At 72.3% G+C, this 23,631-nt stretch carries 20 protein-coding genes; 11 read left to right on the plus strand and 9 right to left on the minus strand.

The genetic code is table 11. The features are described from left to right. Positions 1–220 precede the first annotated feature (220 nt). The gene (locus ACGFR9_RS16680; RefSeq protein WP_393208399.1) at positions 221–1,552 is read left to right on the plus strand and encodes a hemolysin family protein; all 1,332 of its coding nucleotides are present in this window, start codon (positions 221–223) and stop codon (positions 1,550–1,552) included. Then, entirely contained in the window at positions 1,549–2,622 is a 1,074-nt protein-coding gene (locus tag ACGFR9_RS16685; protein WP_393208402.1) for a hemolysin family protein, read from the plus strand. The genes ACGFR9_RS16680 and ACGFR9_RS16685 overlap by 4 nt, the downstream gene beginning before the upstream one ends. Before the next feature lie 150 nt (positions 2,623–2,772). Here ACGFR9_RS16685 and ACGFR9_RS16690 read toward each other — a convergent pair whose 3' ends face one another. Then, complete coding sequence (locus tag ACGFR9_RS16690) at positions 2,773–4,635, minus strand: AAA family ATPase (RefSeq protein WP_393208404.1); 1,863 nt, start codon at positions 4,633–4,635, stop codon at positions 2,773–2,775. Positions 4,636–5,063: 428 nt separating this feature from the next. Next, positions 5,064–5,744, minus strand: coding sequence for a hypothetical protein (locus ACGFR9_RS16695; RefSeq protein WP_393208579.1), 681 nt, complete (start codon positions 5,742–5,744; stop codon positions 5,064–5,066). A 179-nt stretch (positions 5,745–5,923) separates the two neighbouring features. Here ACGFR9_RS16695 and ACGFR9_RS16700 point away from each other — a divergent pair, with 179 nt between their 5' ends. The 3 genes from ACGFR9_RS16700 to ACGFR9_RS16710 all read left to right on the plus strand — a co-directional run bounded on the left by ACGFR9_RS16700 (position 5,924) and on the right by ACGFR9_RS16710 (position 8,339). Further along, positions 5,924–7,300 carry a peptidase C39 family protein gene (locus ACGFR9_RS16700; RefSeq protein ID WP_393208407.1) on the plus strand — a complete coding sequence of 459 codons (1,377 nt, stop codon included), beginning with the start codon at positions 5,924–5,926 and terminating at the stop codon, positions 7,298–7,300. A 147-nt stretch (positions 7,301–7,447) separates the two neighbouring features. Beyond that, positions 7,448–7,588: an SCO1431 family membrane protein gene (locus ACGFR9_RS16705; protein ID WP_393208410.1), complete on the plus strand. Its 141-nt coding sequence runs from the start codon at positions 7,448–7,450 to the stop codon at positions 7,586–7,588. Between the two features lie 94 nt (positions 7,589–7,682). Then, positions 7,683–8,339: a TetR/AcrR family transcriptional regulator gene (locus ACGFR9_RS16710; protein WP_393208413.1), complete on the plus strand. Its 657-nt coding sequence runs from the start codon at positions 7,683–7,685 to the stop codon at positions 8,337–8,339. A 70-nt stretch (positions 8,340–8,409) separates the two neighbouring features. Here the strand turns inward: ACGFR9_RS16710 and ACGFR9_RS16715 are convergent, their stop codons facing one another. Next, positions 8,410–9,648: a glycoside hydrolase family 18 protein gene (locus ACGFR9_RS16715; protein WP_393208416.1), complete on the minus strand. Its 1,239-nt coding sequence runs from the start codon at positions 9,646–9,648 to the stop codon at positions 8,410–8,412. Between the two features lie 335 nt (positions 9,649–9,983). On the opposite strand from ACGFR9_RS16715, the gene ACGFR9_RS16720 reads away from it, so the two are divergent. Next, a complete protein-coding gene (locus ACGFR9_RS16720) occupies positions 9,984–11,156 on the plus strand; it encodes an acyl-CoA dehydrogenase family protein (RefSeq protein ID WP_393208419.1) in 1,173 nt (390 codons plus the stop codon). 333 nt (positions 11,157–11,489) lie between these two features. Here the strand turns inward: ACGFR9_RS16720 and ACGFR9_RS16725 are convergent, their stop codons facing one another. Continuing rightward, entirely contained in the window at positions 11,490–11,924 is a 435-nt protein-coding gene (locus tag ACGFR9_RS16725; RefSeq protein ID WP_393208422.1) for a hypothetical protein, read from the minus strand. 240 nt (positions 11,925–12,164) lie between these two features. Between ACGFR9_RS16725 and ACGFR9_RS16730 the strand changes: the two genes are divergently transcribed. The 4 genes from ACGFR9_RS16730 to fxsA all read left to right on the plus strand — a co-directional run bounded on the left by ACGFR9_RS16730 (position 12,165) and on the right by fxsA (position 16,367). After that, the gene (locus tag ACGFR9_RS16730) at positions 12,165–12,605 is read left to right on the plus strand and encodes an Lrp/AsnC family transcriptional regulator (RefSeq protein ID WP_393208425.1); all 441 of its coding nucleotides are present in this window, start codon (positions 12,165–12,167) and stop codon (positions 12,603–12,605) included. 154 nt (positions 12,606–12,759) lie between these two features. After that, positions 12,760–14,367 (plus strand): amidohydrolase, encoded by a 1,608-nt coding sequence (locus ACGFR9_RS16735; protein ID WP_393208428.1) that lies wholly within the window; start codon positions 12,760–12,762, stop codon positions 14,365–14,367. Positions 14,368–14,914: 547 nt separating this feature from the next. Next, positions 14,915–15,730 (plus strand): polyprenol monophosphomannose synthase, encoded by an 816-nt coding sequence (locus ACGFR9_RS16740; RefSeq protein ID WP_393208431.1) that lies wholly within the window; start codon positions 14,915–14,917, stop codon positions 15,728–15,730. Between the two features lie 55 nt (positions 15,731–15,785). Next, a complete protein-coding gene (gene fxsA / locus ACGFR9_RS16745; RefSeq protein WP_393208434.1) occupies positions 15,786–16,367 on the plus strand; it encodes an FxsA family membrane protein in 582 nt (193 codons plus the stop codon). A gap of 129 nt (positions 16,368–16,496) precedes the next feature. On the opposite strand, the gene ACGFR9_RS16750 is transcribed toward fxsA, so the two are convergent. The 4 genes from ACGFR9_RS16750 to ACGFR9_RS16765 all read right to left on the minus strand — a co-directional run bounded on the left by ACGFR9_RS16750 (position 16,497) and on the right by ACGFR9_RS16765 (position 19,981). Then, positions 16,497–16,871: an RNA polymerase-binding protein RbpA gene (locus ACGFR9_RS16750; protein ID WP_003977404.1), complete on the minus strand. Its 375-nt coding sequence runs from the start codon at positions 16,869–16,871 to the stop codon at positions 16,497–16,499. 279 nt (positions 16,872–17,150) lie between these two features. Next, positions 17,151–18,497: an MFS transporter gene (locus ACGFR9_RS16755; RefSeq protein WP_393208438.1), complete on the minus strand. Its 1,347-nt coding sequence runs from the start codon at positions 18,495–18,497 to the stop codon at positions 17,151–17,153. Positions 18,498–18,551: 54 nt separating this feature from the next. Next, complete coding sequence (locus ACGFR9_RS16760; protein ID WP_393208441.1) at positions 18,552–19,319, minus strand: glycerophosphodiester phosphodiesterase; 768 nt, start codon at positions 19,317–19,319, stop codon at positions 18,552–18,554. Next, positions 19,316–19,981, minus strand: coding sequence for a YitT family protein (locus ACGFR9_RS16765; RefSeq protein ID WP_393208444.1), 666 nt, complete (start codon positions 19,979–19,981; stop codon positions 19,316–19,318). The genes ACGFR9_RS16760 and ACGFR9_RS16765 overlap by 4 nt, the downstream gene beginning before the upstream one ends. A gap of 98 nt (positions 19,982–20,079) precedes the next feature. On the opposite strand from ACGFR9_RS16765, the gene ACGFR9_RS16770 reads away from it, so the two are divergent. After that, positions 20,080–21,579: a PLP-dependent aminotransferase family protein gene (locus ACGFR9_RS16770; RefSeq protein ID WP_393208447.1), complete on the plus strand. Its 1,500-nt coding sequence runs from the start codon at positions 20,080–20,082 to the stop codon at positions 21,577–21,579. Positions 21,580–21,962: 383 nt separating this feature from the next. On the opposite strand, the gene ACGFR9_RS16775 is transcribed toward ACGFR9_RS16770, so the two are convergent. Next, entirely contained in the window at positions 21,963–23,615 is a 1,653-nt protein-coding gene (locus tag ACGFR9_RS16775; protein WP_393208450.1) for a hypothetical protein, read from the minus strand. Between the last annotated feature and the right edge of the window lie 16 nt (positions 23,616–23,631).

A 23,631-nucleotide genomic window follows, 5' to 3' on the forward strand; every position in this document is an offset into this window, starting at 1 on the left:
CCTGCCGCAGTCGCCCTTGTCTTGATTAATCTGGTGTGCGGAGGCGCGCCGACAGCGCCTCCGCCCCTGCCGCCCCGCCCGGAGCCCAGGGGCTCCAGCTACCCGAGGAGTGACCCTCTCCGGCGATGGACGGATCGTCCTGTAGTACCTGCGCCGCCCCCTGCCGACATAGCGCCGACCCGCTCCCAGCGGTCCGCGCGCATGCGGAGGCGGCGGCATCATGACCACCCCCCTGCTGCTCCTCGCAGCCGCCTTCCTGCTGATCCTGGCCAACGGCTTCTTCGTGGCCGCCGAGTTCGGCCTGGTCACCGTCGAGCGACCGGACGCCGAACGGGCCGCCGCGGCCGGCGACCGGCGCGCCCGCCGTGTCGTCGATTCGCTCAGGGAGCTGTCCTTCCAGCTCTCCGGCACCCAGCTCGGCATCACCATCACCTCCCTCGTCGTCGGCATGCTCGCCGAACCGGCGCTCGCCGGACTGCTGCGCGGCCCCTTCACCGGTATCGGTGTACCCGGGGGCGCCGTCTCCGGTGTCTCCGTGGTCGTGGGCATGCTGCTCGCCTCCGCCGTGCAGATGGTGATCGGCGAACTCGTGCCCAAGAACTGGGCCGTCTCCCGTCCGCTGCAGGTCGCCCGCTTCGTGGCCGGCCCGCAGCACGCGTTCGCCCGGCTGTTCCGCCCGGTCATCGCCGGGCTGAACGCCGTGGCGAACCGGCTGGTGCGGGCCCTGGGCATCGAGCCCACCGAGGAACTGGCCTCCGCCCGTACCCCCGGCGAACTCGTCTCCCTGGCCCGGCACTCGGCCCGGGCCGGCGCCCTGGAACAGGACACCGCGGACCTCTTCGTCCGTACCCTGTCCCTCGGCGAACTCACCGCACAGCACGTCATGACCCCGCGCGTGAAGGTCAGCGCCCTGCACTCCTCGGCGACCGCCGAGGACGTGGTCAATCTGACCCGGGCGACCGGACTGTCCCGCTTCCCCGTCTACCGGGAGCGGATCGACGAGATCGTCGGCATGGTGCACCTCAAGGACGCCCTCGCGGTGTCCGTACGCGACCGGCTGCGCACCCCCGTGGGCCGTATCGCCCGCCCGGCGCTGCTCGTCCCCGAGACCCTCCCCGTACGGCCGCTGCTCACCCGGCTGCGCAGCGAGCAGCCCATCGCGGTCGTCGTCGACGAGTACGGCGGCACGGCCGGCGTCGTCACCCTGGAGGACATCGTCGAGGAGATCGTCGGCGAGGTGCGCGACGAGCACGACGGACTGGACGTCCCCGAACTCGCCCCCGCCCCGCCCGAGGACGGCAACCCCGCCTGGGACGTGGACGGCGGCGTCCGGGTCGACATCCTGCTCCGCATAGGCCTGGAAGCGCCCGAGGGCCCGTACGAGACGGTCGCCGGCCTCGTCGCCGATCTGCTCGGCCGGATCCCGGCCGTCGGCGACCACGCGGAACTGCCGGGCTGGCGCCTGTCGGTGCGCAGCGTCGGCCACTACCGCGCCGAACGCGTCCGCCTGGTCAGGACGGCCCCGCTGCCGCTCGTGGAGGTGGCCGGATGAGCCTGCTGCAACTCCTCTTCGCCGCGCTGCTCGTGCTCGCCAACGGTTTCTTCGTCGGCGCCGAGTTCGCGCTCATCTCGGTCCGCCGCAGCCAGATCGAACCGCTCGGCACCACCCGCGCCCGCCAGGTGCTGTACGGCCTGGAGCATCTGCCGCAGATGATGGCGGCCGCCCAGTTCGGCATCACCGTCTGCTCGCTGACCCTGGGCGCGGTCGCCGAACCGACGGTCGCCCGGCTGCTGGAGCCGGTCTTCGAGTGGATGCAGCTGCCGCACGGCATGATCCACCCGCTCGGCTACGTCATCGCGCTCGCCGCGGTCGTCTTCTTCCACCTCGTCATCGGCGAGATGGTCCCGAAGAACCTGGCGATGGCGGCCCCCGAGAAGGCCTCGCTGTGGCTGAGCCCCGGACTGGTCTGGTTCGCCCGCCTGTGCAAGCCGGTCACGATCGCGCTCGGCGCCTGCGCGCAGGCGATCCTGCGGCTGTTCCGCGTCGAGCCGAAGGACGAGGTCGAGGCCGTCTTCACCAGCGAGCAGCTCAACCGGCTGGTGGAGGACTCCGGCCAGGCCGGTCTCCTCGACCCCGAGGAGGCCGAGCGGCTGGAGGACGCGCTGGAGCTGGGTTCGCGCCCGGTGACGGACGTCCTGCTGGGCCGGGAGTCGCTGGTGACGGTCACGCCCGCGGTCACCCCGGGGCAGATCGTCGAGCTGACCGCCCGTACCGGGTACTCCCGCTTCCCGGTGGCCGTGGACGGGGGGCCCTTCATGGGCTACCTGCACGTCAAGGACGTACTGGACCTGGAGGACTCCGACCGCGCCGTCCCGCAGCACCTCTGGCGCCGGATGACGACCCTGCGGCCCGAACTCCCCCTGGACGACGCCCTCACGGTGATGCGCCGCGCCGCCACCCACCTGGCCCAGGTCGCCGGCCCCTCCGGCAGGGTCCTGGGCCTGGTGGCCCTGGAGGACGTCCTGGAACTCCTGGTGGGAGAAGTCCGAGACCCCGCCCACCGGGAAGTGACCCTCACCCACCCAAGACCGAGCGGCGACCAGGAGAACGCCCTGGCCTGACCCCAGCCGGCCACACCGCCCCATCCACGGGCAACCGCACCGCCGCCGCTGCGGGCAGTCGTGCCGCTGGGGCGGCACGGGTGGGCGCAGCGGCACCCCTCCAGCGGGGCGAGCGCACACCCGCCCCCGCCCAGCCGCACCCGTCGGGGCTCAAAGCCCCGGCGGGTCCGCCGGCCCCCGCCCCGACAGCACCTCCCCATACGCCTGCATCAGATCCGGCAACCGCAACGTAGCCAGATCATCCCGGCTCAGCACCCCCGGATACCCCGACAACCGCAGATCCCGATACGCACAGCTCTTCTCGTACAGCGTCCGCAGGAACCGCCCGTTCCCCAGCTCGTCGATCCACCCCTGGTCCACCACATGCCCGGCGATCGACCGCAGCTCGTCCAGCGCCTCCTCGTCCCACACATCCCCGTTCTCCCCCGCCAGCACCTCCCCGATCGCGGTCAGCTCCAGCGGCCGGTACGAGGGGAAGTCCACCCGTGTGGTGAACCGCGACGACAGCCCGGGGTTCGCGCTCAGCAGCCGGTCCATCCCCTCCGGATACCCCGCGAGTATCACCACCAGGTGATCCCGGTTGTCCTCCGCCCGCTTCAGCAGCACCTGCAGCGCCTCGTCCCCGTACGCGTCCCCCTTGCCGTACCCGGAGTTGGACAGCGAGTAGGCCTCGTCCACGAACAGCACCCCGCCGAGCGCGGAGTCGATCAGCTCATTGGCCTTCACCGCGGTCTGCCCGAGATACTCGCCCACCAGATCCGCCCGCTGCGCCTCCACGAGATGGTCACCGCCGAGCAGCCCGAGGGCGTAGAAGACCCGGCCGAGGATGCGGGCCACCGTCGTCTTCCCCGTGCCCGACGGCCCCGAGAAGACGAAGTGGCGTTTCGGCGGCTGCACCGGCAGCCCCTGCCCGGCCCGCAGCCGCGCCATGTTCAGCTGCGCCGACAACGCCTTGACCTGCCGCTTCACCGGCTCCAGGCCCACCATGCGTTCCAGTTCGGCGAGCGCCTCCTCCAGTAACGCGGGATCCGTCGGCCCGGTCGGCGGCGGCGACGTCCCGGCACCCGTCCGCTGCCGTACGCCCGAGGGGGCGACCGGGGGCAGGGGACCCGGCGGGGGATCGAGGTCGGGGAGCCGGAGATCACGGCCCTCGGTGCCGAAGAGCGGGTCGAGCAGGTCGGGGCCGTCCACCATGTCCTGCCCGGCCCCGGTGAGCGTGATCGCCGCGAGACCGGAGTCGTCGTCGTACCCGTCGCCCTCGGCGATGGCGGCAAGCCGCGCGGAGGTGTCCATGAACGCCGGATCGACCCGGTGCACGGCCCGGTACAGGGGGAGCGCCGCGGCGCTGCGGCCCGTGCCCTCGTGGGCGCGGGCCAGCCAGTAGCGCAGCTCCTTGCGCTGCGGCTGTTCGCTGCGGCACCGCATCAGCGCCGCCGACAGCAGCGGTTCGGCCTGCCCGTACATCTCCAGCCGCACCCGGGCCATCCCGCCGAACAGGCCGGCCTCGATGCCCAGCATCGGGTCGTCGACCAGGGAGTCCGTGCGCCGGACCAGCTGCTCCCAGTCCTTGACCAGATAGGCACGGCAGGCTTGCAGGAAGCGGACCTGCGGATCGGTGTCCACCGGAGGCAGCCCGGCGAGCGCCCGGTCCAGTTCGGGGACGTGGCGTCCGTCCAGCCAGTGGGAGGCGTGCGCCAGCAGCAGATCGCGGGGGCTCTCCAGCACCGGCTGCACCCACCAGCCCAGCCAGTACCAGGAGTTGAGGGTGCGGCCGTGCCGGGTGCGCTGTTCGCCGAAGCGCTCCCGGTGCCGGAACATCCGCAGCAGCGCGGCCGTCGTGTCGACGCGCAGCGCGTGCAGCCCGAGCCAGCCGTCGGCCATCCCCGGGTCGATCCGTACGGCGGCCCGGAACTCCTCCTCCGCCTGCGGATAGGCGCCCATGGTGTAGGCGTCCACGCCCCGCAGCCAGGCGAGGTCGGCCGGGGCCTGCGGGCCCTGCGTGCCGAAGTCCATCACGTCCCCCACAAACCGTGCCCCCGTCGGTCACCGGCCGGCCCTCGTCCGTCGGCTCCCGTAGGACGAACCGCTGTGCCGCGGACCGGAGTTGCAAGGTGCGCGAAGCAATGTCCGTAGGTCGCACCGAGGGCATCGTACCCGCGTGGGCGGTACGTCCGTAGGGTGCCCGGCATGCCGAACGGCGAGGTGGGAGGGGGAGTGCGGACGGCGTGCGGTGACCCTGGGTGATCGTCATATGCCGCTGGGCGTCCGAAAGGTGCGAAGAGGGCAGAACGAAGCCCCCGATCACGGGGGAACAACCGGGGGCTTCGTGTCCGCGGGCGGCTCCGAAGGGCCGCACATTGAGAACGTAAGACCTGTACGCGCCCCCGGTCAAGCGGAGTTGGGGTACTCCGGCAACTTGTCCGGGACCCGTCTTCACCGGATCACCACATCGCGGGCGGCTCGTCACCCTGAGTGAGCGAAGGGGGTGATTCAGCAGTCCCCGCGGGCCCGGGAAGCAGTTCGTATCCCGTCGGGCGCTGCCGCACCAGCAGCCCCGCGAAGGGGCGCGAGGGGTCGCCGGCGAAATGCTCGCGCTCCGCGCGTACCCACCCGTCCCAGAACTCCCGCTGCTCCGAGCCGTCCCGGGCCCGCCCCCGTGACCAGGACACCTCCCGGGGAAGGTCCATCCACAGCAGCAGCGCCAGATGGGGGCGCAGCGCCCGTCGGCCCGCGCCGACGCCCTCCACGACGACCACGGGGGCCGGCGGCAGCGGGCGGGGCGGTCCGAAGCGGCGGGTGTGCCAGTCGTAGGGGGAGTAGCGCGCGGTCTCGCCGCGGCCGAGCGGTTCGATCACCTGGCTCCGCAGGCGCCCGGTCCAGCCGAACGGTTCCGCGTGGCTGGCGATGTCGTCCAGCCGCAGCACGGGGGCGCCGTCCAGCGCCTCGGCCAGCCGCCCGGCGAACGTCGACTTGCCCGAGCCGGCGTGCCCGTCGACACCGACGAGCCGGACCGGGCCGCAGGAGGGGGCGAGCCCGAGGATGCGGGAGGCGAGATCGTGAATGGCCGGCTCCAGGGGGAGGGGGCAGGGCTTACCGCAGCACTCTAGGTCCCCGGCGGGCACCGGGCCGGTGCGGTCGCCGCAGGTCCCGTCATTGGTCGAGTCCGATGTTGGTCGGCGCGGCACCGGCCGGGGTGCTGGCAGGATCCGCCCGGCTGCGTCCATAGTTGGCGCACACCCGTTCCACCCGGCGGACGCACACCGGTCCCGTCCCGACTCCGACACCTGGGGGTCCTCCACCCATGAGCAGAGCCGAACTGCCGTCCCGCAGAACCCTCCTGGCCGCGGCGGTCGTCGCCGCCGTCGCGGGGAGCGCGGGCCCGGCGTCCGCAGGCACCCCGACCACCGGAACCCCGGCAGAGGGCGCCCCCGGCGGCGGGAGTGCCGCCCGCCCCGTCGACAACCGGGCCTGGACCTCGTACACCGACTGGCGCGGAGGTACCGCCGACGGGACCCGTGCCGTCGCCGGTGCCCGCCCCGGACTGGTGATCGCGAGGTCCTCCGGCACCACGGACTACACCGACCCGCACACCGGCACCACGGCCGCCTGGGAGTACGCGACCTGGACCTCGCCGGTGCACCGGCTCAAGGTCCCGGCGAGCGAGGTCATCGCCTCCTGGAACGCGCACACCCCCGAGGGCACCTGGCTCCAGATCGAGCTCAGGGGCACCTACTCCGACGGCACGGACACCCCCTGGTACGTCATGGGCCGCTGGGCCGCCGGCGACCAGGACATCCGGCGCACCTCGGTGGACGACCAGAGCGACGGCAGGAGCAGTATCTGGACGGACACGTTCTCCGTCGACGACACGGCCTCCGGCCTGCGCCTGGCGTCGTACCGGCTGCGCCTGACCCTCCACCGCCGCCCCGGCACCCGGCTCACCCCGACCGTGTGGCGGGCCGGCGCGATGGGCTCCGACGTCCCCGACCGGTTCACCGTCCCCGCCTCCGAGCCGGGCATCGCCAGGGAGCTGATCGTCCCGCGCTACTCGCAGGAGATCCACAAGGGCCAGTACCCGGAGTACGACAACGGCGGCGAGGCCTGGTGCAGCCCCACCTCCTCGCAGATGATCATCGAGTACTGGGGCGGCCGGCTCACCGAGGAGCAGCTCACCTGGGTCGACCCGTCCTACGCGGACCCCCAGATCTGCCACGCGGCCCGGTACACGTTCGACCACCAGTACGAGGGCTGTGGCAACTGGCCCTTCAACGCCGCCTACGCGGCCACCTTCCGCGGGCTCCAGGGCGTGGTCACCCGCCTCGGCTCCCTCACCGATCTGGAGACGCTGATCGCGGCCGGCATCCCGGCCATCACGTCCCAGTCCTTCCTGGCGGAGGAGCTGACCGGAGCGGGGTACGGCACCTCCGGGCATCTGATGACGGTGATCGGCTTCACCGCCGACGGCGATGTGATCGCCAACGACCCCGCCTCGGACGACAACGAGGCCGTGCGCCGGGTCTACCGGCGGCGCGAGTGGGAGAACATCTGGCTGCGGACCAAGCGGTACAACGCCTCCGGCAAGGTCGTCTCCGGCACGGGTGGCGTCTGCTACCTCTACTTCCCGGACCGTCCGACCCCGCGCCAGCGCAAGGCGCTCGCGGCGGTGGGCGTGCGCTGAGCAGGTCGGGACGGCGGGCCCCGGGACGCCCCGGGGCCCGCCGCCGTGTGACCGATGTCTCGGACCCGAAAGGCGCTCACGGTGGGAAAGTGGACAGCGTCGCAGGGGGAGTCCACCGCACCGCACCACAGAGACCAGCGAGATGCCATGACCGCGAACACCGCCACCGTCACCCGCGCCCGCACTGGCGGCCCCCGGGAGGACGGCCCGAAGATCCTCGAGCACGTCATGGGATGGACCCTCGTCATGGTCCTCGCGATGTTCGTGACCCAACTGGGACTGCTGTAACCCGAGGTGAGGGGGCTCCCGGCCCGAGCCATCCGGATGACCTGACATACTGCGGCGGGATTTCACACCGCCCGCAGGAAGACCTGGGTCGACATTGAACATCAGCCGGCAGTCCGCCGTACGCCCCGCGGCGCGCGGTACCGAGCGTTCGTCGGCGCGCCGCGCCGAACTCATCGCCATCGGGCGGAGCCTGTTCGCGGACACGTCGTACGACGCGCTCTCCATGGACGACATCGCACGCCAGGCGCGGGTCGCCAAAGGGCTGATCTACTACTACTTCCACTCCAAGCGCGGCTACTACCTGGCGATCATCGAGGACTCGGTGGCCGGTCTGGTCACCTACGCCGCGAGCGGCGCCGGGCTGCCCCCGGTGGAGCGGGTGCACCGCACCATCGACAGCTATCTGCGCTACGCCGAGCACAATCAGGCCGCCTACCGCGCGATCGTCAGCGGCGGCGTCGGCTTCGACACCGAGGTGCACGCCATCCGTGACGGGGTGCGCGAGGCCATCGTCGCGACCCTCGCCGAGGGTGCCTACGGGCGTACGGACATCGCGCCGGTGGCGCGGATGGGCCTGCTGGCCTGGGTGTGCAGTGTGGAGGGTGCCGCGCTCGCCTGGATCGACCGCGGTGAACTCACCCGCGAGACCATGACCGGACTGCTGGTGAGGACGCTCGGCGGCGCCATGCGCGCCATCGAGGAGCTGGACCCCGCCTACCCGGCCCCGGCGCCCGCCCGCCGCGACGGCTGAGACGGACCAGGACGGCGACGGGGGCGGGAGTCCCCCCGTGGAACCCCCGCCCCGGCCCTTCGAGCGGGTCCTACCGGATCGCCTTGATCAGCTCTCCGTCCGCGGTGTCACCGCTCAGCTCCCAGAAGAACGTGCCGCCCAGACCCTGCTCGTCCTTGTAGGTCATCTTGGTCGCGATGGTGGCCGGGGTGTCGTAACTCCACCATTCACTGCCACACTTGGCGTACGCGGTGCCGCCGACCGTACCGGTCGCCGGGCACGTGGTCCTCAGCACCTTGTAGTCGTCGATGCCCGGCTCGTACGTGCCGGCCGCCGGGCCGGTCGCGGTGCCGCCCGGCTCCGACTGCGTGACACCGGTCCAGCCACGACCGTAGAAGCCGATGCCGAGCAGCAGCTTGGACGCGGGGACGCCGAGGCCCTTGAGCTTCGCGATGGTCGCCGCGCTGTGGAAGTCCGCCTTCGGGATACCGTCGTACGAGGTGAGCGCCGAGTGCGGAGCGGTGGGCCCGGCGGCGTCCCAGGCGCCGAAGAAGTCGTACGTCATCGGGTTGTACCAGTCGACGTACCGGGCGGCGCCCGCGTAGTCGGCCGCGTCGATCTTGCCGCCCGCGGTGGCGTCCGCGGTGATCGCCGCGGTGACCAGGTTGTCCGGGCCGAACGTGGTGCGCAGCGCCGACAGCAGGTTCCCGAAGGCGTCCCGGCCGCTGGTGTCACAGGTGGCGCCGCAGGCGTTCGGGTACTCCCAGTCGATGTCGATGCCGTCGAAGACGTCGGCCCACTTCGAGTTCTCGACCAGGTCGTAGCAGGACCGGGCGAAGGCCTCCGGGTTCTTCGCGGCCTCGCCGAAGCCGCCGGACCAGGTCCAGCCGCCGAAGGACCACAGGACCTTGAGTCCGGGGTGTTTCTTCTTCAGTTCGCGCAGCTCGTTGAAGGTGCCGCGCAGCGGCTGGTCCCAGGTGTCGGCGACACCGTCGACGGACTCGGCGGCGGTGTAGGTGCGCTCGGTGGCCGCGTAGGAGTCGCCGATCGCGCACTTGCCGCCGGTGACGTTCCCGAAGGCGTAGTTGATGTGGGTCAGCCTGTCCGCGGAGCCGGACGTGTCGATGTTCTTGACGTAGTACTTGCGGTCGTAGGTGCCCCATTCGGTGAAGTAGCCGATGACCTTGGAACCGGCGGCGGCCTCCTGAGCCGAGGTCGCGGCGGTCGCGGTCGAGGTGCCCGCGCCGGCGAGCAGTCCGGCGCCGAGCACGGCGGCGCAGGCGGCGGACACGAGCGCCCGCCAGGTGCGGGGGCGGTGGGGGGATGGCATGCGGTTGTCTCCTCGTGGGGGAGGGGAACACGAGCCGATTGGCATGAACGCGGTGACTCGGTGTGGAGCGAAACCCTAGGAGGACTAGACCAGTTGGTCAATGGTGCGGACCAATTTTGATCGTCGGGGAGCGGTGTGAGGGTTTCTCGAAGTAAGCGGTCGTTAACAAGTGACTTGCTGCACCCGATCGGGCATACTCACAGCGCACAGCCGCTGGTCAGCAGCTTCCGAGACCCGGAACTGCGAGCATCGGCACGGCACCGATACGACCCCGGCGCGGCCGCCTCCACCCAAGGCGCACGCCGATGTGCCCGAACAGGGAGGAGAGCGTCGCCATGCCCGACCGCGCCCCGCAGCCGGTGGACCGGCAACTGCCCACGGACGAGGCCCGGGACCTGATCTCGCTCGTCCGCGACATCGCGCAGCACGAGATCGCCCCGAGGACGGCCGAGGACGAGGCCGCGGAACGCTTCCCCCGCGAGCTGTTCACCCTGCTCTCCGAGTCCGGTCTGCTCGGCCTCCCCTACGACCCCGAGTACGGCGGTGGCGACCAGCCGTACGAGGTCTACCTCCAGGTGCTCGAGGAACTCGCCGCGGCCCGCCTCACCGTCGGCCTCGGCGTCAGCGTGCACACCCTGGCCTCCTACGCGCTCGCGTCCTTCGGCTCCAAGGAGCAGCGGGCGGAACATCTGCCCGCGATGCTCGGCGGCGGCCTCCTCGGCGCCTACTGCCTCTCCGAGCCCGCGTCGGGCTCGGACGCAGCCTCCCTGCGCACCAAGGCCGTGCGGGACGGCGACGACTGGGTGATCACCGGCACCAAGGCGTGGATCACCCACGGCGGCGTCGCCGACTTCTACACGGTCATGGCACGCACCGGCGAGGAGGGCCCGCGCGGCATCACCGCGTTCCTCGTGCCCGGTGACGCGGAGGGGCTCAGTGCCGCCGTGCCGGAGAGGAAGATGGGGATGAAGGGCTCGCCCACCGCCCAGGTCCATCTCGACGGCGTCCGGGTCCCCGACGCACGGCGGATCGGCGAGGAGGGGCAGGGTTTCGCGATCGCCCTGTCCGCACTGGACGGCGGCCGGCTCGGCATCGCCGCCTGCGCCATCGGCGTCGCCCAGGCGGCGCTCGACGAGGCTCTCGGCTACGCGACCGAGAGGCGGCAGTTCGGCAGGCCCATCGCCGACTTCCAGGGGGTGCGCTTCATGCTCGCCGACATGGCCACCCAGATCGAGGCGGGGCGCGCCCTGTACCTCGCGGCGGCCCGGCTGCGCGACGCGGGGCGGCCGTTCGCCAAGCAGGCGGCCATGGCCAAACTGCACTGCACCGACACCGCGATGCGGGTCACCACCGACGCCGTACAGATCCTCGGCGGCTACGGCTACACCGCCGACTTCCCCGCCGAGCGTTACATGCGCGAGGCCAAGGTGCTGCAGATCGTCGAGGGCACCAACCAGATCCAGCGCATGGTCATCGCCCGTCACCTCGCGGGGCCGGAGACCCGCTGAACCGGCCGGGCCCCCGCCGGGGCGCGGCGAGCCGCGTCCACTCCGGATCCCGCCGGCCGGGCGGCGTACGGCCCCGGCCGGCCCAGTTCCGCAGCAGATCGGGGTAGATCGGCGGATCCGGGAGCCTTGGCGGCGCGGGTACGACCGCCGCCACGGACGGTGGCACGAAGACACGGCGTTGACGCCCGGTCGTCGAGCACGTGGGGGTCGTCATACCCGGGCAACGCGGCGGTGGCCGGACCGGTCACCGGCCCCCCGGGGCAGGACGTGCGTTCGCGGGTGTCCCGCGCGGGCGGGGACGGCGGGCCCCGCCGCCCCCGTACCGGTGTGTGCTCAGGCGGCCTGCTGTCGCATCGCCGGGACCCGGATCGGGCGCGAGCCCGGACCGCCGACGTGCGAGAACGGCTGGGTGCGCCAGTCGAGTCCCTGAGGGAGCGTCAGGAGCAGGGCGGTGTCCTGCTCCTGGGGGGTGACGGACTCGTCCGCCGGCCGCGCCTCGGTGGCGCTGCGGCCGGTGCCGGCGCACACCGTGAGCCCGAAGGGGTTCCACGGTGAGGCACACAGCGCGTGCTCCGGCAGGACGTCCTCGTCCGCGAGCAGGGCGATGGGCTGCGCGCAGTCCGGGCAGACGACCCGGTACATCTCGAAGGTGTCGTAGGCGTCGAGTTCCTCGTCCGTGGCGTCGGGTTCGACGTACTCCGGAACGAGCTCGATGACCGGCTGCTGCCGCCTGGACGTGGTACGTCCAGGGCGCTTAAGACTCTGCATTGGGTTCTCCCCCTCGGGCTGGGCCGTGAAGGCACTGCGGCCTCGACCACAGCAAGCACTTCCCGTCCCCCCTCCGAGGTAATCACAGGAACATCACGGAGAGTGCGTCAGGGGTGTGGCGTTCGTCACACGGCACATGCCGCCGCCATGTTCGCGGGCCCGCGCTCGCATCACGAACCGGGTATGACCTGGACGGTTCAGGTATCCGAGGGGATCAAGCGCACTGTAGGTTCTTGCGCCATGGAGGAGCTGGACCGACAGATCGTGCAGCTGCTCGTCACGGACGGGCGGATGAGCTACACAGACCTGGGCAAGGCCACGGGTCTGTCCACGTCGGCCGTGCACCAGCGGGTGCGCCGGCTGGAACAGCGTGGCGTCATCCGCGGCTATGCCGCGGTCGTCGACCCGGAGGCCGTCGGCCTGCCCATGACCGCCTTCATCTCGGTCAAGCCCTTCGACCCCAGCGCCCCCGACGACATCGCGGACCGCCTCGCCGGCGTCCCCGAGATCGAGGCCTGCCACAGCGTCGCGGGCGACGAGAACTACATCCTCAAGGTACGTGTCTCCACCCCCCACGAACTGGAGGAACTCCTGGCCAGGGTCCGCACCTTGGCAGGGGTCTCCACCCGGACGACGGTGGTCCTGTCGACCCCGTACGAATCCCGCCCGCCGCGGGTCTGATGCAGCCCCTCCGGGCGCCATCAGCCCCTCCGGCCTTCGAGGAGCGGGGGTCCGGCGCCAGCGCCCCCGGGGGACGGGAACGGGGAGGGGCGGCGGGGGCGAGGAGAACGCCCCGCCCGCCCCCTCCGCCCCCCCGACACGCGAAACTGTCCCCATGAGTGAACGCACCGCCCCCTCCCGCACCACCCTCCTCCGCCGAGGCGAAGTACACAGCCCCGCCGACCCCTTCGCGACAGCGATGGTCATCGAGCACGGCCACATCGCCTGGGTCGGCACAGAGGGCGCCGCAGACGCCTTCACCGACAGCGCGGACGAGGTGATCGACCTCGACGGAGCCCTGGTCACCCCCGCGTTCACCGACGCACACGTCCACACCACCGCCACCGGCCTGGCCCTCACCGGCCTGGACCTCTCCACCACCCCCTCCCTCGACGCCGCGCTCACCCGTGTACGCGAGTTCGCCGCCGCCCGCCCCCACGACCGTGTCCTCCTCGGCCACGGCTGGGACGCAGCCCGCTGGCCCGGCGGCCGCCCGCCGACCCGCGCCGAACTCGACGAGGCCACCGGCGGCCGCCCCCTCTACCTCAGCCGGATCGACGTCCACTCCGCGGTCGTCACGACCGCGCTCCTCGACCTCGTCCCGGCCGCCGCGGTCACCCGCGCGGACGCCCCGCTCACCGGCGACGCCCACCACGCCGTACGCGCCGCCGCCCTGGCCGCCGTCACACCGGCCCAGCGCACCGAGGCCCAGCGCGCCGCCCTCGCCCACGCGGCCTCCCTCGGTATCGGCACGGTCCACGAGTGCGGCGGCCCGGAGATCTCCTCCGAGGACGACTTCACCGGCCTGCTGCGGCTCGCGGCCGAGGAGAACGGCCCCCGCGTCGTCGGTTACTGGGCCGAACAGGACGTCGCCAAGGCGAGGGACCTGGGCGCGGTCGGTGCCGCGGGCGACCTGTTCGCCGACGGCGCCCTCGGCTCGCACACCGCGTGCCTCCACGAGCCGTACGCCGACGCCGGTCACACCGGCACCGCCCACCTGGACGCAGCCGCCGTGGCCGCCCATGTCGTCGCCTGCACCGAGGCGGGACTCCAGGCGGGCTTCCACGCCATCGGCGATGCCGCCGTGACCGCCGTCGTCGACGGCGTCCGGGCCGCCGCCGAGAAGGTCGGCCTCGGCCGGATCCGGGCCGCCCGGCACCGCGTCGAGCACGCCGAGATGCTCACCCCCGAGACCATCGCGGCCTTCGCCGAACTGGGCCTCACCGCCTCGGTCCAGCCCGTCTTCGACGCCCTGTGGGGTGGTGAGGACGGCATGTACGCCCAACGCCTGGGACCGGAGCGGGCCCGCACCCTGAACCCGTTCGCGGCGCTGCTGCGGGCCGGCGTGCCGCTCGCCTTCGGCTCCGACAGTCCCGTCACCCCCCTCGACCCCTGGGGGACCGTCCGGGCCGCCGCCTTCCACCGCACACCTGAACACCGGGTCTCCGTGCGCGCCGCGTTCACCGCTCACACGCGCGGCGGCTGGCGGGCGGTCGGACGCGACGACGCGGGCGTCCTGGTCCCCGGCGCACCCGCCGACTACGCCCTCTGGCGCACCGGTGAACTCGTGGTCCAGGCACCCGACGACCGGGTGGCGCGCTGGTCCACCGACCCGCGCTCCGGCACCCCCGGACTGCCCGACCTCGCCCCGGGCCGTGACCTGCCCGTCTGCCTGCGTACGGTGGTCGGCGGGCGCACGGTCTTCGTACGGCCGGGCGAGTGATCTACGCGGACGGCGCGGTGACGATCATGTGCCGCGCCCCCGTCTCGCGACCTGCGCATCCTCGCCGCTGACCAGGCGTTTGAACCACATTACGCAGGTCGAACGGCTGTTGACAGGCGGCCGCAGGGGGCCGGTAGGTTCGCCCATGTCCACCACCGGACGCCCGACCGGAGAACGTCCGGCCACTCGTGTCGGCGCCGCTGGGTCAGGGACGGTGTGCCGCACCGGGGCACCGTCACTGGGAGCCAGGCTCAGCGGCGGCGCGGTACCGAGGGACGTGTCAGCCGGCCGGGGAGGTGCGACCCCGGGTGGGGCCCGGGCGCTCAGTAGACAACGGCTTCAGGTCGATCCGCAGCCGGCGGGTCCCGGGCCGGCCCGAAGGGCGCCGGGCCCCCATCCGCTGTCCCTCTTCCTTCTTCACACGCCCAAAACGTGTCTTCCTACCCGATCTTCGGTAAACGACACCACCATACGAATGTCCTGTCACGTCGGCACAGGCCGTGCCCACTATGGTGGGACCCTGCGCACAGGACATGAAGGGGCAGCAGTGAACGACGGCGACGGGACCCTCACGGCAGGATCCCAGGGGAGGAACTTCGGCCCGCTCGGCACGGCTCTGGTGATCATCCCGACCTACAACGAGGCGGAGAACATCAAGGCGATCGTCGGCCGGGTGCGTGAGGCCGTTCCCGAGGCGCACGTTCTCGTGGCCGACGACAACAGCCCCGACGGCACCGGCAAGCTCGCCGACGAACTGGCCGCGGCCGACGAACACGTCCAGGTGCTGCACCGCAAGGGCAAGGAAGGCCTCGGCGCGGCCTATCTCGCGGGCTTCCGCTGGGGCATGGAACACGGCTACGGCGTACTGATCGAGATGGACGCCGACGGCTCCCACCAGCCCGAGGAACTGCCTCGTCTGCTGACCGCCCTCAAGGGCGCCGACCTGGTGCTGGGGTCCCGCTGGGTGCCCGGCGGCCGGGTGGTGAACTGGCCGAAGTCCCGCGAGGTCATCTCGCGCGGGGGCAGCCTCTACTCGCGCGTGGCGCTCGATCTGCCGCTGCGCGACATCACCGGCGGCTTCCGCGCCTTCCGCCGGGAGACCCTGGAGGGCCTCGGCCTCGAGGAAGTGGCCTCCCAGGGCTACTGCTTCCAGGTCGACCTGGCCCGCCGCGCGGTGAAGGCCGGCTACCACGTCGTGGAAGTGCCGATCACCTTCGTCGAGCGCGAGCACGGTGACTCCAAGATGAGCCGCGACATCCTCGTCGAGGCGCTGTGGCGGGTCACGGCGTGGGGCGTGGGGGAGAGGGTCGGCAAGGTCCTCGGCCGCGGCGACGAGAAGCAGCGGCCCACCGCACAGCCGTAGGAGCGCCGGTCGGCCGCTTATCCCGTGCTGAGCCGGGCCCAGGCACACTGGGAGTATGACGACTGGCGCTCAGACCCCGCATCCCGCCCGGCCCAGGCGCTCCAGGCTGCGCACCCTCCTGCCGCTGGGTGTCGCCGCATGGCTGGTCCTGGAGATCTGGCTGCTCACCGTGGTCGCCGGGGCGTCGAACGGATGGGTGGTCTTCCTCATCCTGGTGGCCGGTCTCGTCCTCGGCTCGGTGGTCATCAAGCGGGCCGGCCGGCGGGCCTTCGAGAACCTGACCGAGACGCTGCAGCGGCAGCAGGGCGGGGTGCCGCCCGGGGCGCGGCCCAACAGCGAGGGCAACGGCCTGACGATGCTGGGCGGCCTGCTGCTGATCATCCCCGGCGTGCTCTCGGACGCCGTGGGACTCCTCCTGCTGGTGCCGCCCGTGCAGAAGGCCGTGAGCCGCTCCGCCCAGCGCACCTTCGAGCGCAAGCTCCGCGAGGCCGGGCAGGGGCAGTTCGGTGACGCCTTCCAGCAGGCACGCATCCACCGGCCCGACGGCAAGATCGTCCCGGGCGAGGTCGTACGGGACGAGCCCGGGACCGCGCCGGGGGACACCGCCCAGGGGCCGCGCCCGCCGCTCACCCGCTGATGACAGGACCTGGGCACGGTCTCTCCGGGAGGGCCCGCACGCACACGACCGCGGGCGCCGTACCCTGAAGTACGGCGCCCGCGGTCGTATAACGCTGTGCGTGGTGGCCTTGCCCGGTCCCCGCCGGAATCAAGCCGACTTTCGGCTGTCCCTGGGGTGAACCGCGATGTTCATCGCACCTGAACGCAGAACGGCGAGACGCTCCTCGAGGACCTCTTCGAGTTCCTCTCGGGTGCGCCGCTCCATCAGCATGTCCCAATGCGTACGCGCGGGCTTGGCCTTCTTCTCCTCGGGGCCGTCACCGTCCACCAGGAGTGCCTGGGCACCGCAGACCTTGCACTCCCACTCCGGCGGGATCTCCGCCTCGACCGAGAAGGGCATCTCGAAGCGGTGCCCCTTCTCGCATGCGTACTCCACGGCCTGGCGCGGGGCCAGGTCGATGCCGCGGTCCGTCTCGTAGCTGGTCACCACGAGGCGCGTGCCGCGAAGAGCTCGCTCACTCATGAATCGTGCCTCCCGGGCTTGTCGCCCACAGGACAGGTGTGTCGCTGTCGTCGTCATCCGGTCAACGTCCGGGCGGCGGTAAAGATTCCCGTCCGGAACCCCGATCCGGGTTGTACGTCGCCGTCGTAGCCGCAGCCTTGTCAACCAGTGCAGTACCCCCGGACGTCCGGTTTGTCACATCTGTAAGTAGATCTGACACAGCGTTCGGCATCTTTGACGCGCAGTAACGGTACGCCTGGCAGGCCAAACGCGTACACTACAGCCCTTTCGCGTCGAGCGCTAAATCCGTTCGGGTACGGGGTTGCCCGCGTCGCCGATCGCCCGCCGTACCGGCACCCGCGCGAGCAGCGCGAATCCCAGGACGAAGAAGACCACCAGAGAGATGATCGCGTCCCGGTAGCTGCCGGTCAGCTGATAGGTGAGACCGAACAGCAGCGGCCCGAGCCAGCTCATCCCGCGGTCGCTCATCTCGTACGCCGAGAAGTACTCGGCCTCCTTGCCGGGCGGCACGAGATGGGAGAAGAGCGAGCGGGACAGCGCCTGGCTGCCGCCGAGGACCAGACCGATACCGGCCGCGAGGACGAAGAACCACACGGGGGCTCCGGCGGGCAGGAAGTATCCGGCGGCCAGGGTCAGGGTCCAGGCGACCAGGGAGCCCAGGATCGCGCGTTTCGCGCCGTACCGCCGGGCCAGCCGGCCCAGCGCAAGTGCACCCGCCACCGCCAGCACCTGCACCAGCAGCACGGCCACGATGAGCGTCGACTGGCCGAGCCCCAGCTCCTTCGAGCCGTACACCGAGGCCTGGGAGATCACCGTCTGGATACCGTCGTTGTAGATCAGGTACGCCAGCAGGAACGACAGCGTCAGCGGGTGCCGGCGCATGTCGCGGACGGTTGCCGCCAGCTGCCGGAAGCCCGGCAGGGCCGCCTCCCGCGCGGGAACACGGCGGTCCCGCAGCCGGCGCAGCGGCACCAGCGCCCAGGCGCCCCACCACAGACCGGCCGAGGCGAGACAGATGCGCACCGCCATGCCCTCGGAGAGTCCGAAACTGTCGTGGCCGGTGTAGAGGACCAGGTTGGCTACGAGCACCAGGGCCCCGGCCGCGTAGCCGAAGGCCCACCCGCGCGAGGAGACCGCGTCCCGCTCCTCGGGCGGGGCGATCTGCGGGAGGTAGGAGTTGTAGAGCATCATCGCGACCGACTGCGCCGCGTTCGCCACCACCAGCAGCAGGCCACCGAGCAGATAGCGCTCGCCGCCGAGGAAGAACATGCCCGCGGTCGCCGCGGCCCCCGTGTATGCGGCGGCCGCGAGCAGCGGCTTCTTGCGGCCGGTCCGGTCGGCGGCGGCGCCCACCAGCGGCATCACCAGCACGGCCACGATCACCGACAGGGACACCGAGTACGCGAAGAAGGAGCCCGCGCGCACCGGTATGCCCAGCGGGTGGACGAACCCGTCCGCGTCCGCCGCGGCCTCGGCGACCGACGTCAGATAGGGGCCGAGGAACACCGTGAGCACACTCGTGGAGTACACGGAACACGCCCAGTCGTAGAAGTACCAGCCGCGCTGCTCGCGCCGGCGGCCGGCGGCCTCGTCCGGCGCCGGTGACCGCACGGTGTCCGTGTCCACCCGTGCCCTCGCTTCCCCCTGAGACGCGCGCGGGCGCCGGGACGCGGCCAGGCCTCAGACCCAGACGCCGCGGTCTTCCATGACCTTGCGCAGTGTGTCGATGTGATCGGTCATGATGCCATCCACTCCGAGGTCCAGGAGCCGGTGCATCCGCTCGGCCTCGTTGACCGTCCACACGTGCACCCGCAGCCCGTGCGCGTGGGCGGCGCGCACGAACCGGTGGTCGACCACCTGGATGCCCGACTGCTGCTCGGGCACCTGCGCGGCGACCGCCGAACGGCGCACCGTGGCCGGCAGCCCCCAGGACCGCAGCCGCAGGTTGAACACACCCCGGGTGCCGTACGAGGTGGCGAGCCGGGGGCCGGCCAGCCGCTGCGCGCGCACCACGCGGGCCTCGGAGAACGAGCCGAGACAGATCCGGTCCCAGGAGCCGGTGCGCCCGACCAGGTCCAGGAAGGGCAGGAGGGCCGCCTCGGCCTTCACGTCGACGTTCCAGCGCACCTCGGGGAAGGTCTCCAGGAGCTCCTCGAACAGGGGGACCGGTTCCTCGCCCGCCACCCGCGCCCGTGCCACGTCCCGCCACGGCAGATCGGCGATCCGGCCCGCGCCGTCCGTCACCCGGTCGAGGGTCGCGTCGTGGAAGGCGACGAGCCGTCCGTCGCGCGTGGTGTGGACGTCGGTCTCGATGTACCGGTAGCCCGCCTCGACCGCGCGGCGGAACTGCCGTGCGGTGTTCTCCAGACCGTTCGCCGTCCCGCCCCGGTGGGCGAAGGCGATCGGGCCGGGATGGTCGAGGTAGGGGTGGGGTATCCGCTCAGTCACGAACGCAGTATCGCGCGCTCCGGTCGACCGGCGGCAACGACCGTGCTGCCGTCCGATGTCGAGGGAACGGCGAAGGCGCGCAGGAAGAGCTGGGCGAGCGGGCCGATGGCCACCGCGTAGAGCAGGGTGCCCACGCCCACCGTGCCGCCGAGGAGGAAGCCGGTGACGACCACCGTGATCTCGATGGCCGTGCGGACCAGACGGACCGACACCCCGGTGCGCTGGTTCAGCCCCGTCATCAGCCCGTCGCGCGGGCCCGGACCGAACCGGGCCGCGATGTACAGCCCGGTCGCCGCCCCGTTCAGCACGATGCCCGCCGTCAGCAGGAGCACGCGTACGGCCATGGCGTGCGCGTCCGGCACCACGGTCAGGGCCGCGTCCATCGCCGCGCCGACCACCAGCACGTTGGAGACCGTGCCCAGGCCCGGCCGCTGACGCAGCGGGATCCACAGCAGCAGCACCGCCGCGCCGATCAGGGTCAGCACCAGGCCCATCGACAGCCCCGTCCGCTCGGACAGGCCCTGGTGCAGTACGTTCCACGGCTCGAGACCGAGCCCCGACCGGACGAGCAGCGCCGAGCTCGCGCCGTACAGCGCCAGACCGGCGTACAGCTGGAACAGCCGCCGTGTGAGATGCCCGTGCCTGGACGAGTACCTGGCCAAGACGTGCTCCTGTGGTGGAAGTGGACCGACTCATGACACCCTGTGGCTTGGTCGATGATGTCATCCATGGCCAATTCGGGGAAGGTGGACTGATTCTCATGGCGCAGTGGACCTCGGCGGTGGGGGCGGCGCAGTTGGCCAGGCTGCTCCACTCCCAGCAGGACCGCCCCGCGGGCCCCGGGACCCGGCGTCCGCCCGCCTACCGCGCGCTCGCCGACGGCATCCGCCTGCTGGTGCTGGAAGGACGTGTCCCGGTGGCCGCGCGGCTGCCCGCCGAGCGTGAGCTGGCCCTCGCCCTCTCCGTCAGCCGAACCACCGTCGCCGCCGCCTACGAGGCGCTGCGCACCGAGGGATTCCTGGAGTCACGGCGCGGCGCGGGCAGCTGGACCGCCGTGCCGGCCGGCAACCCGGTGCCCGCGCGGGGACTGGAGCCCCTGCCGCCCGAGGCCCTCGGCTCGATGATCGACCTCGGCTGCGCCGCGCTGCCCGCCCCCGAGCCCTGGCTCACCCGGGCCGTCCAGGGCGCCATGGAGGAGCTGCCGCCGTACGCGCACACGCACGGCGACTATCCCGCCGGGCTGCCCGCCCTGCGCTCGATGATCGCCGACCGCTACACCGCCCGGGGCATCCCCACCATGCCCGAGCAGATCATGGTGACGACCGGCGCGATGGGCGCCATCGACGCCATCTGCCACCTCTTCGGCGGACGCGGTGAGCGCATCGCCGTCGAGTCGCCGTCCTACGCCAACATCCTCCAGCTGATGCGCGAGGCCGGAGCCCGGCTCGTCCCGGTGGCCATGGCGGCGGGACTGACCGGCTGGGACATGGACCGCTGGCGCCAGGTGCTGCGCGAGGCGGCACCCCGGATCGCCTATGTCGTCGCCGACTTCCACAACCCCACCGGCGCGCTCGCCGCCGAGGACCAGCGCCGCCGCCTGGTGGACTCGGCGCGCTCCGCGGGGACCGTGCTCGTCGCCGACGAGACGATGAGCGAACTGTGGCTCGACCCGGACGTGGAGATGCCGCGTCCGGTGTGTGCCTTCGACCCGGCGGGGTCCACGGTGATCACGGTCGGCTCGGCGAGCAAGGCGTTCTGGGCCGGTATGCGCATCGGCTGGGTACGCGCGGCCCCCGACGTGATCCGCAGCCTCGTCGCCGCACGCGCGTACGCGGATCTGGGGACGCCGGTTCTGGAGCAGCTGGCGGTGAACTGGCTGTTCGGCACCGGGGGCTGGGAGCAGGCGGTGGAGATACGGCGCGCGCAGGCCCGGCGGAACCGGGACGAACTGGTGGCCGCGGTACGGCGGGAGCTGCCCGACTGGGAGTTCGAGGTACCGCGCGGCGGACTCACCCTGTGGGTGCGCACGGGCGGCCTCTCCGGCTCCCGGCTCGCCGAGGCGGGCGAACGGGTCGGCGTCCGGGTCCCGTCAGGCCCGCGCTTCGGCGTCGACGGTGCCTTCGAGGGGTACGTCCGCCTCCCCTTCTCGGTGGGCGGCCCCGTGGCCGAGGAGGCGGCAACCCGCCTCTCCGCGGCAGCCCACCTGGTACGAACAGGCGCCACGACCGGCACGGAGACCCCCCGCACCTTCGTGGCGTAACCAACACACGGACCCGCCCTGCCGTCCAGAGCGGCGACGGCGCGGCACAACCGCGCGCACGCGCGCGGACATCCACCTCGGCAAAGGGTGCCATCCGACTACGCGCACGCGCGCAGACGTTCAGGACGGCGCCGGTGCTGTCTCACCGCGTGCGCGTGTGCGGTGGTCCAGAGCCGGCGAGGGTGCTGTCTCACCGCGCGTGTGCGGCGGTCCAGGGCGGCGCCGGTGCTGTCTCACCGCGTGCGCGTGTGCGGAGGTTCAGTGTGGTGACGGTGCCGTCCAACTGCGGACAATCGTGCCGCTGGGGCGGCACGGGTGGGCGCGGCGGCACGTGCCACGAGGCACACCGTCAACGGCAGGAACCCGCGCGCACGGCCGGTCCCTCAGCTGCTGGGCTCCGCCACAGCCGCCTCCGCCCCGACAGCCTCCACGGACAGCCCCCCGGCTCCGTCCGCGGCAGCCTCCTCCGGAACCTTGTCGAGGCGCACCGCCTCCACTCCCGCCTCCTCACCCACCGGAGTCGTCCGAGGCGGCAACAACTCCAGCACAGCCTGCCGCTGAGCATCGCTCGTCGCGTCGTCGTACGGATCAGGCGTGGCCGGCACCTGCAGCCGGTGCACAGGCCCGCCCCCCAGCCGGGCGTACCCCCGCCCGGGCGGCACCTGCTCGATGGGAGTGGTGTGCGCAGGCGCCCCCAGCACAGCCTCCAACTCCCCCGCCGTAGCGGCCCCGAGCACCACCCGCGCACGCGTCTGCTGCCGCACCGCCTCCCCCAGCGAGTCCAGCCCGTCGAACTGCTCGGCGACGACCACGGTGACGTTCGCCGGCCGGCCGTGCCGCAGCGGGACCCCCAGCAGCGCCTGAGGATCCTTACGCCCGTCCGCGGCGGCCAGGTGCGTGAACGCGCTCGGCCGGTCCAGCAGCAGCCACAGCGGCCGCCGCGTGTCCTCCGGCGGCGGATCGCCCGCCTGATGCGCCCGATTCGCCGCGATCAGCCGCCGCTCCGTCTCGTGTGCCGCCCACTCCAGGCTCGTCAGCGCCCCCGGCAGCCCGCACTCGACGGCGAGCACACCGTCCCGTCCGGTCAGACAGGCGTACTCGCCGGTGCCGCCGCCGTCGACGATCACCACGTCACCGTGGTGCAGCGCCTGCAGGGCGATGGAGCGCAGCAGCGTGGAGGTGCCGCTGCCCGGCTGGCCGACGGCGAGCAGATGCGGCTCGGTGGAGCGGATGCCGGTGCGCCAGACGACGGGCGGGGCGTCACGCCGCTCCTCGCCGTGCGTGCCGTGGGTGAGCGGCAGCGTGCGCTGCACCCTGGTGGGATCGGTGAAGCCGAGCACCGTCTCGCCCGGGGCCGTGACGAACGGCTGGGCGGCGATGTCGGTGGGCAGGGGCGCGAGGACGCGGACCGTGAGCTGGTTGGCCTCCTCGTCCCACACGAACTGGTACTCGCGGCCGCGCCCCGACTTCGCGCCGAGCAGATGCTCGATCCGCGCCCGGGACTCCGGCTCGCCGTCGGTGAAGTAGGCGGGATAGCCGATCACCAGGTGCGCGATCCGGCCGGTGGGGTCGAACTCGTACTCGGAGAAGACCTTCTCCCAGTCGCCGCCGTGCGCATAGAGCGGCTCCGGGTCCTCGGTGGCCGAGAAGTACGGCACGAGGGCGTCGTACAGCGACTTCAGCCGCTGGATCTGTGACACATCGGGCCCGGGGGGCGCCGAGGGGGCGCGGTCCCGGCCCTGCCAGGCCGCTGCCGCCATCAGGGTGACGACGGCGAGCAGCGGACCGTACGGTGCCAGTGCCACGGCCAGCACGACCGACGCCACCATGAAGAGCAGTGCGCCACGCCGGTCCTTCGGCGTGTCGGCCCACCTGCGCCGCCCGGCCGAGGCCAGCCGGCGCAGACCGCGCGTGATGGTGATCAGCGGGTGGAGGACGTCCGTGGCACTGTCGGCCGCCGTCCTGGCCAGCTCCCGGCTGCGGGCGAGCTGAGCGCCGCCGTTGGTCAGGATGCGGGGGAGAGGGCGCCGGGCCACTGCTGTCTCCAGAGGG

Source organism: Streptomyces sp. NPDC048584, assembly GCF_043199595.1.
GTDB lineage: Bacteria > Actinomycetota > Actinomycetes > Streptomycetales > Streptomycetaceae > Streptomyces > Streptomyces edwardsiae.

Excerpts from the sequence above, each read along its gene's own strand:
- ACGFR9_RS16730 (WP_393208425.1), top strand. The coding sequence starts at position 12,165 with ATGGAGGAGCTGGACCGACAGATCGTGCAGCTGCTCGTCACGGACGGG.
- ACGFR9_RS16690 (WP_393208404.1), bottom strand. The coding sequence starts at position 4,635 with ATGGACTTCGGCACGCAGGGCCCGCAGGCCCCGGCCGACCTCGCCTGG.
- ACGFR9_RS16700 (WP_393208407.1), top strand. The coding sequence starts at position 5,924 with ATGAGCAGAGCCGAACTGCCGTCCCGCAGAACCCTCCTGGCCGCGGCG.
- ACGFR9_RS16770 (WP_393208447.1), top strand. The coding sequence starts at position 20,080 with ATGGCGCAGTGGACCTCGGCGGTGGGGGCGGCGCAGTTGGCCAGGCTG.
- ACGFR9_RS16680 (WP_393208399.1), top strand. The coding sequence starts at position 221 with ATGACCACCCCCCTGCTGCTCCTCGCAGCCGCCTTCCTGCTGATCCTG.
- ACGFR9_RS16750 (WP_003977404.1), bottom strand. The coding sequence starts at position 16,871 with ATGAGTGAGCGAGCTCTTCGCGGCACGCGCCTCGTGGTGACCAGCTAC.
- ACGFR9_RS16720 (WP_393208419.1), top strand. The coding sequence starts at position 9,984 with ATGCCCGACCGCGCCCCGCAGCCGGTGGACCGGCAACTGCCCACGGAC.
- ACGFR9_RS16715 (WP_393208416.1), bottom strand. The coding sequence starts at position 9,648 with ATGCCATCCCCCCACCGCCCCCGCACCTGGCGGGCGCTCGTGTCCGCC.
- ACGFR9_RS16725 (WP_393208422.1), bottom strand. The coding sequence starts at position 11,924 with ATGCAGAGTCTTAAGCGCCCTGGACGTACCACGTCCAGGCGGCAGCAG.
- ACGFR9_RS16735 (WP_393208428.1), top strand. The coding sequence starts at position 12,760 with ATGAGTGAACGCACCGCCCCCTCCCGCACCACCCTCCTCCGCCGAGGC.
- ACGFR9_RS16705 (WP_393208410.1), top strand. The coding sequence starts at position 7,448 with ATGACCGCGAACACCGCCACCGTCACCCGCGCCCGCACTGGCGGCCCC.
- fxsA (WP_393208434.1), top strand. The coding sequence starts at position 15,786 with ATGACGACTGGCGCTCAGACCCCGCATCCCGCCCGGCCCAGGCGCTCC.
- ACGFR9_RS16685 (WP_393208402.1), top strand. The coding sequence starts at position 1,549 with ATGAGCCTGCTGCAACTCCTCTTCGCCGCGCTGCTCGTGCTCGCCAAC.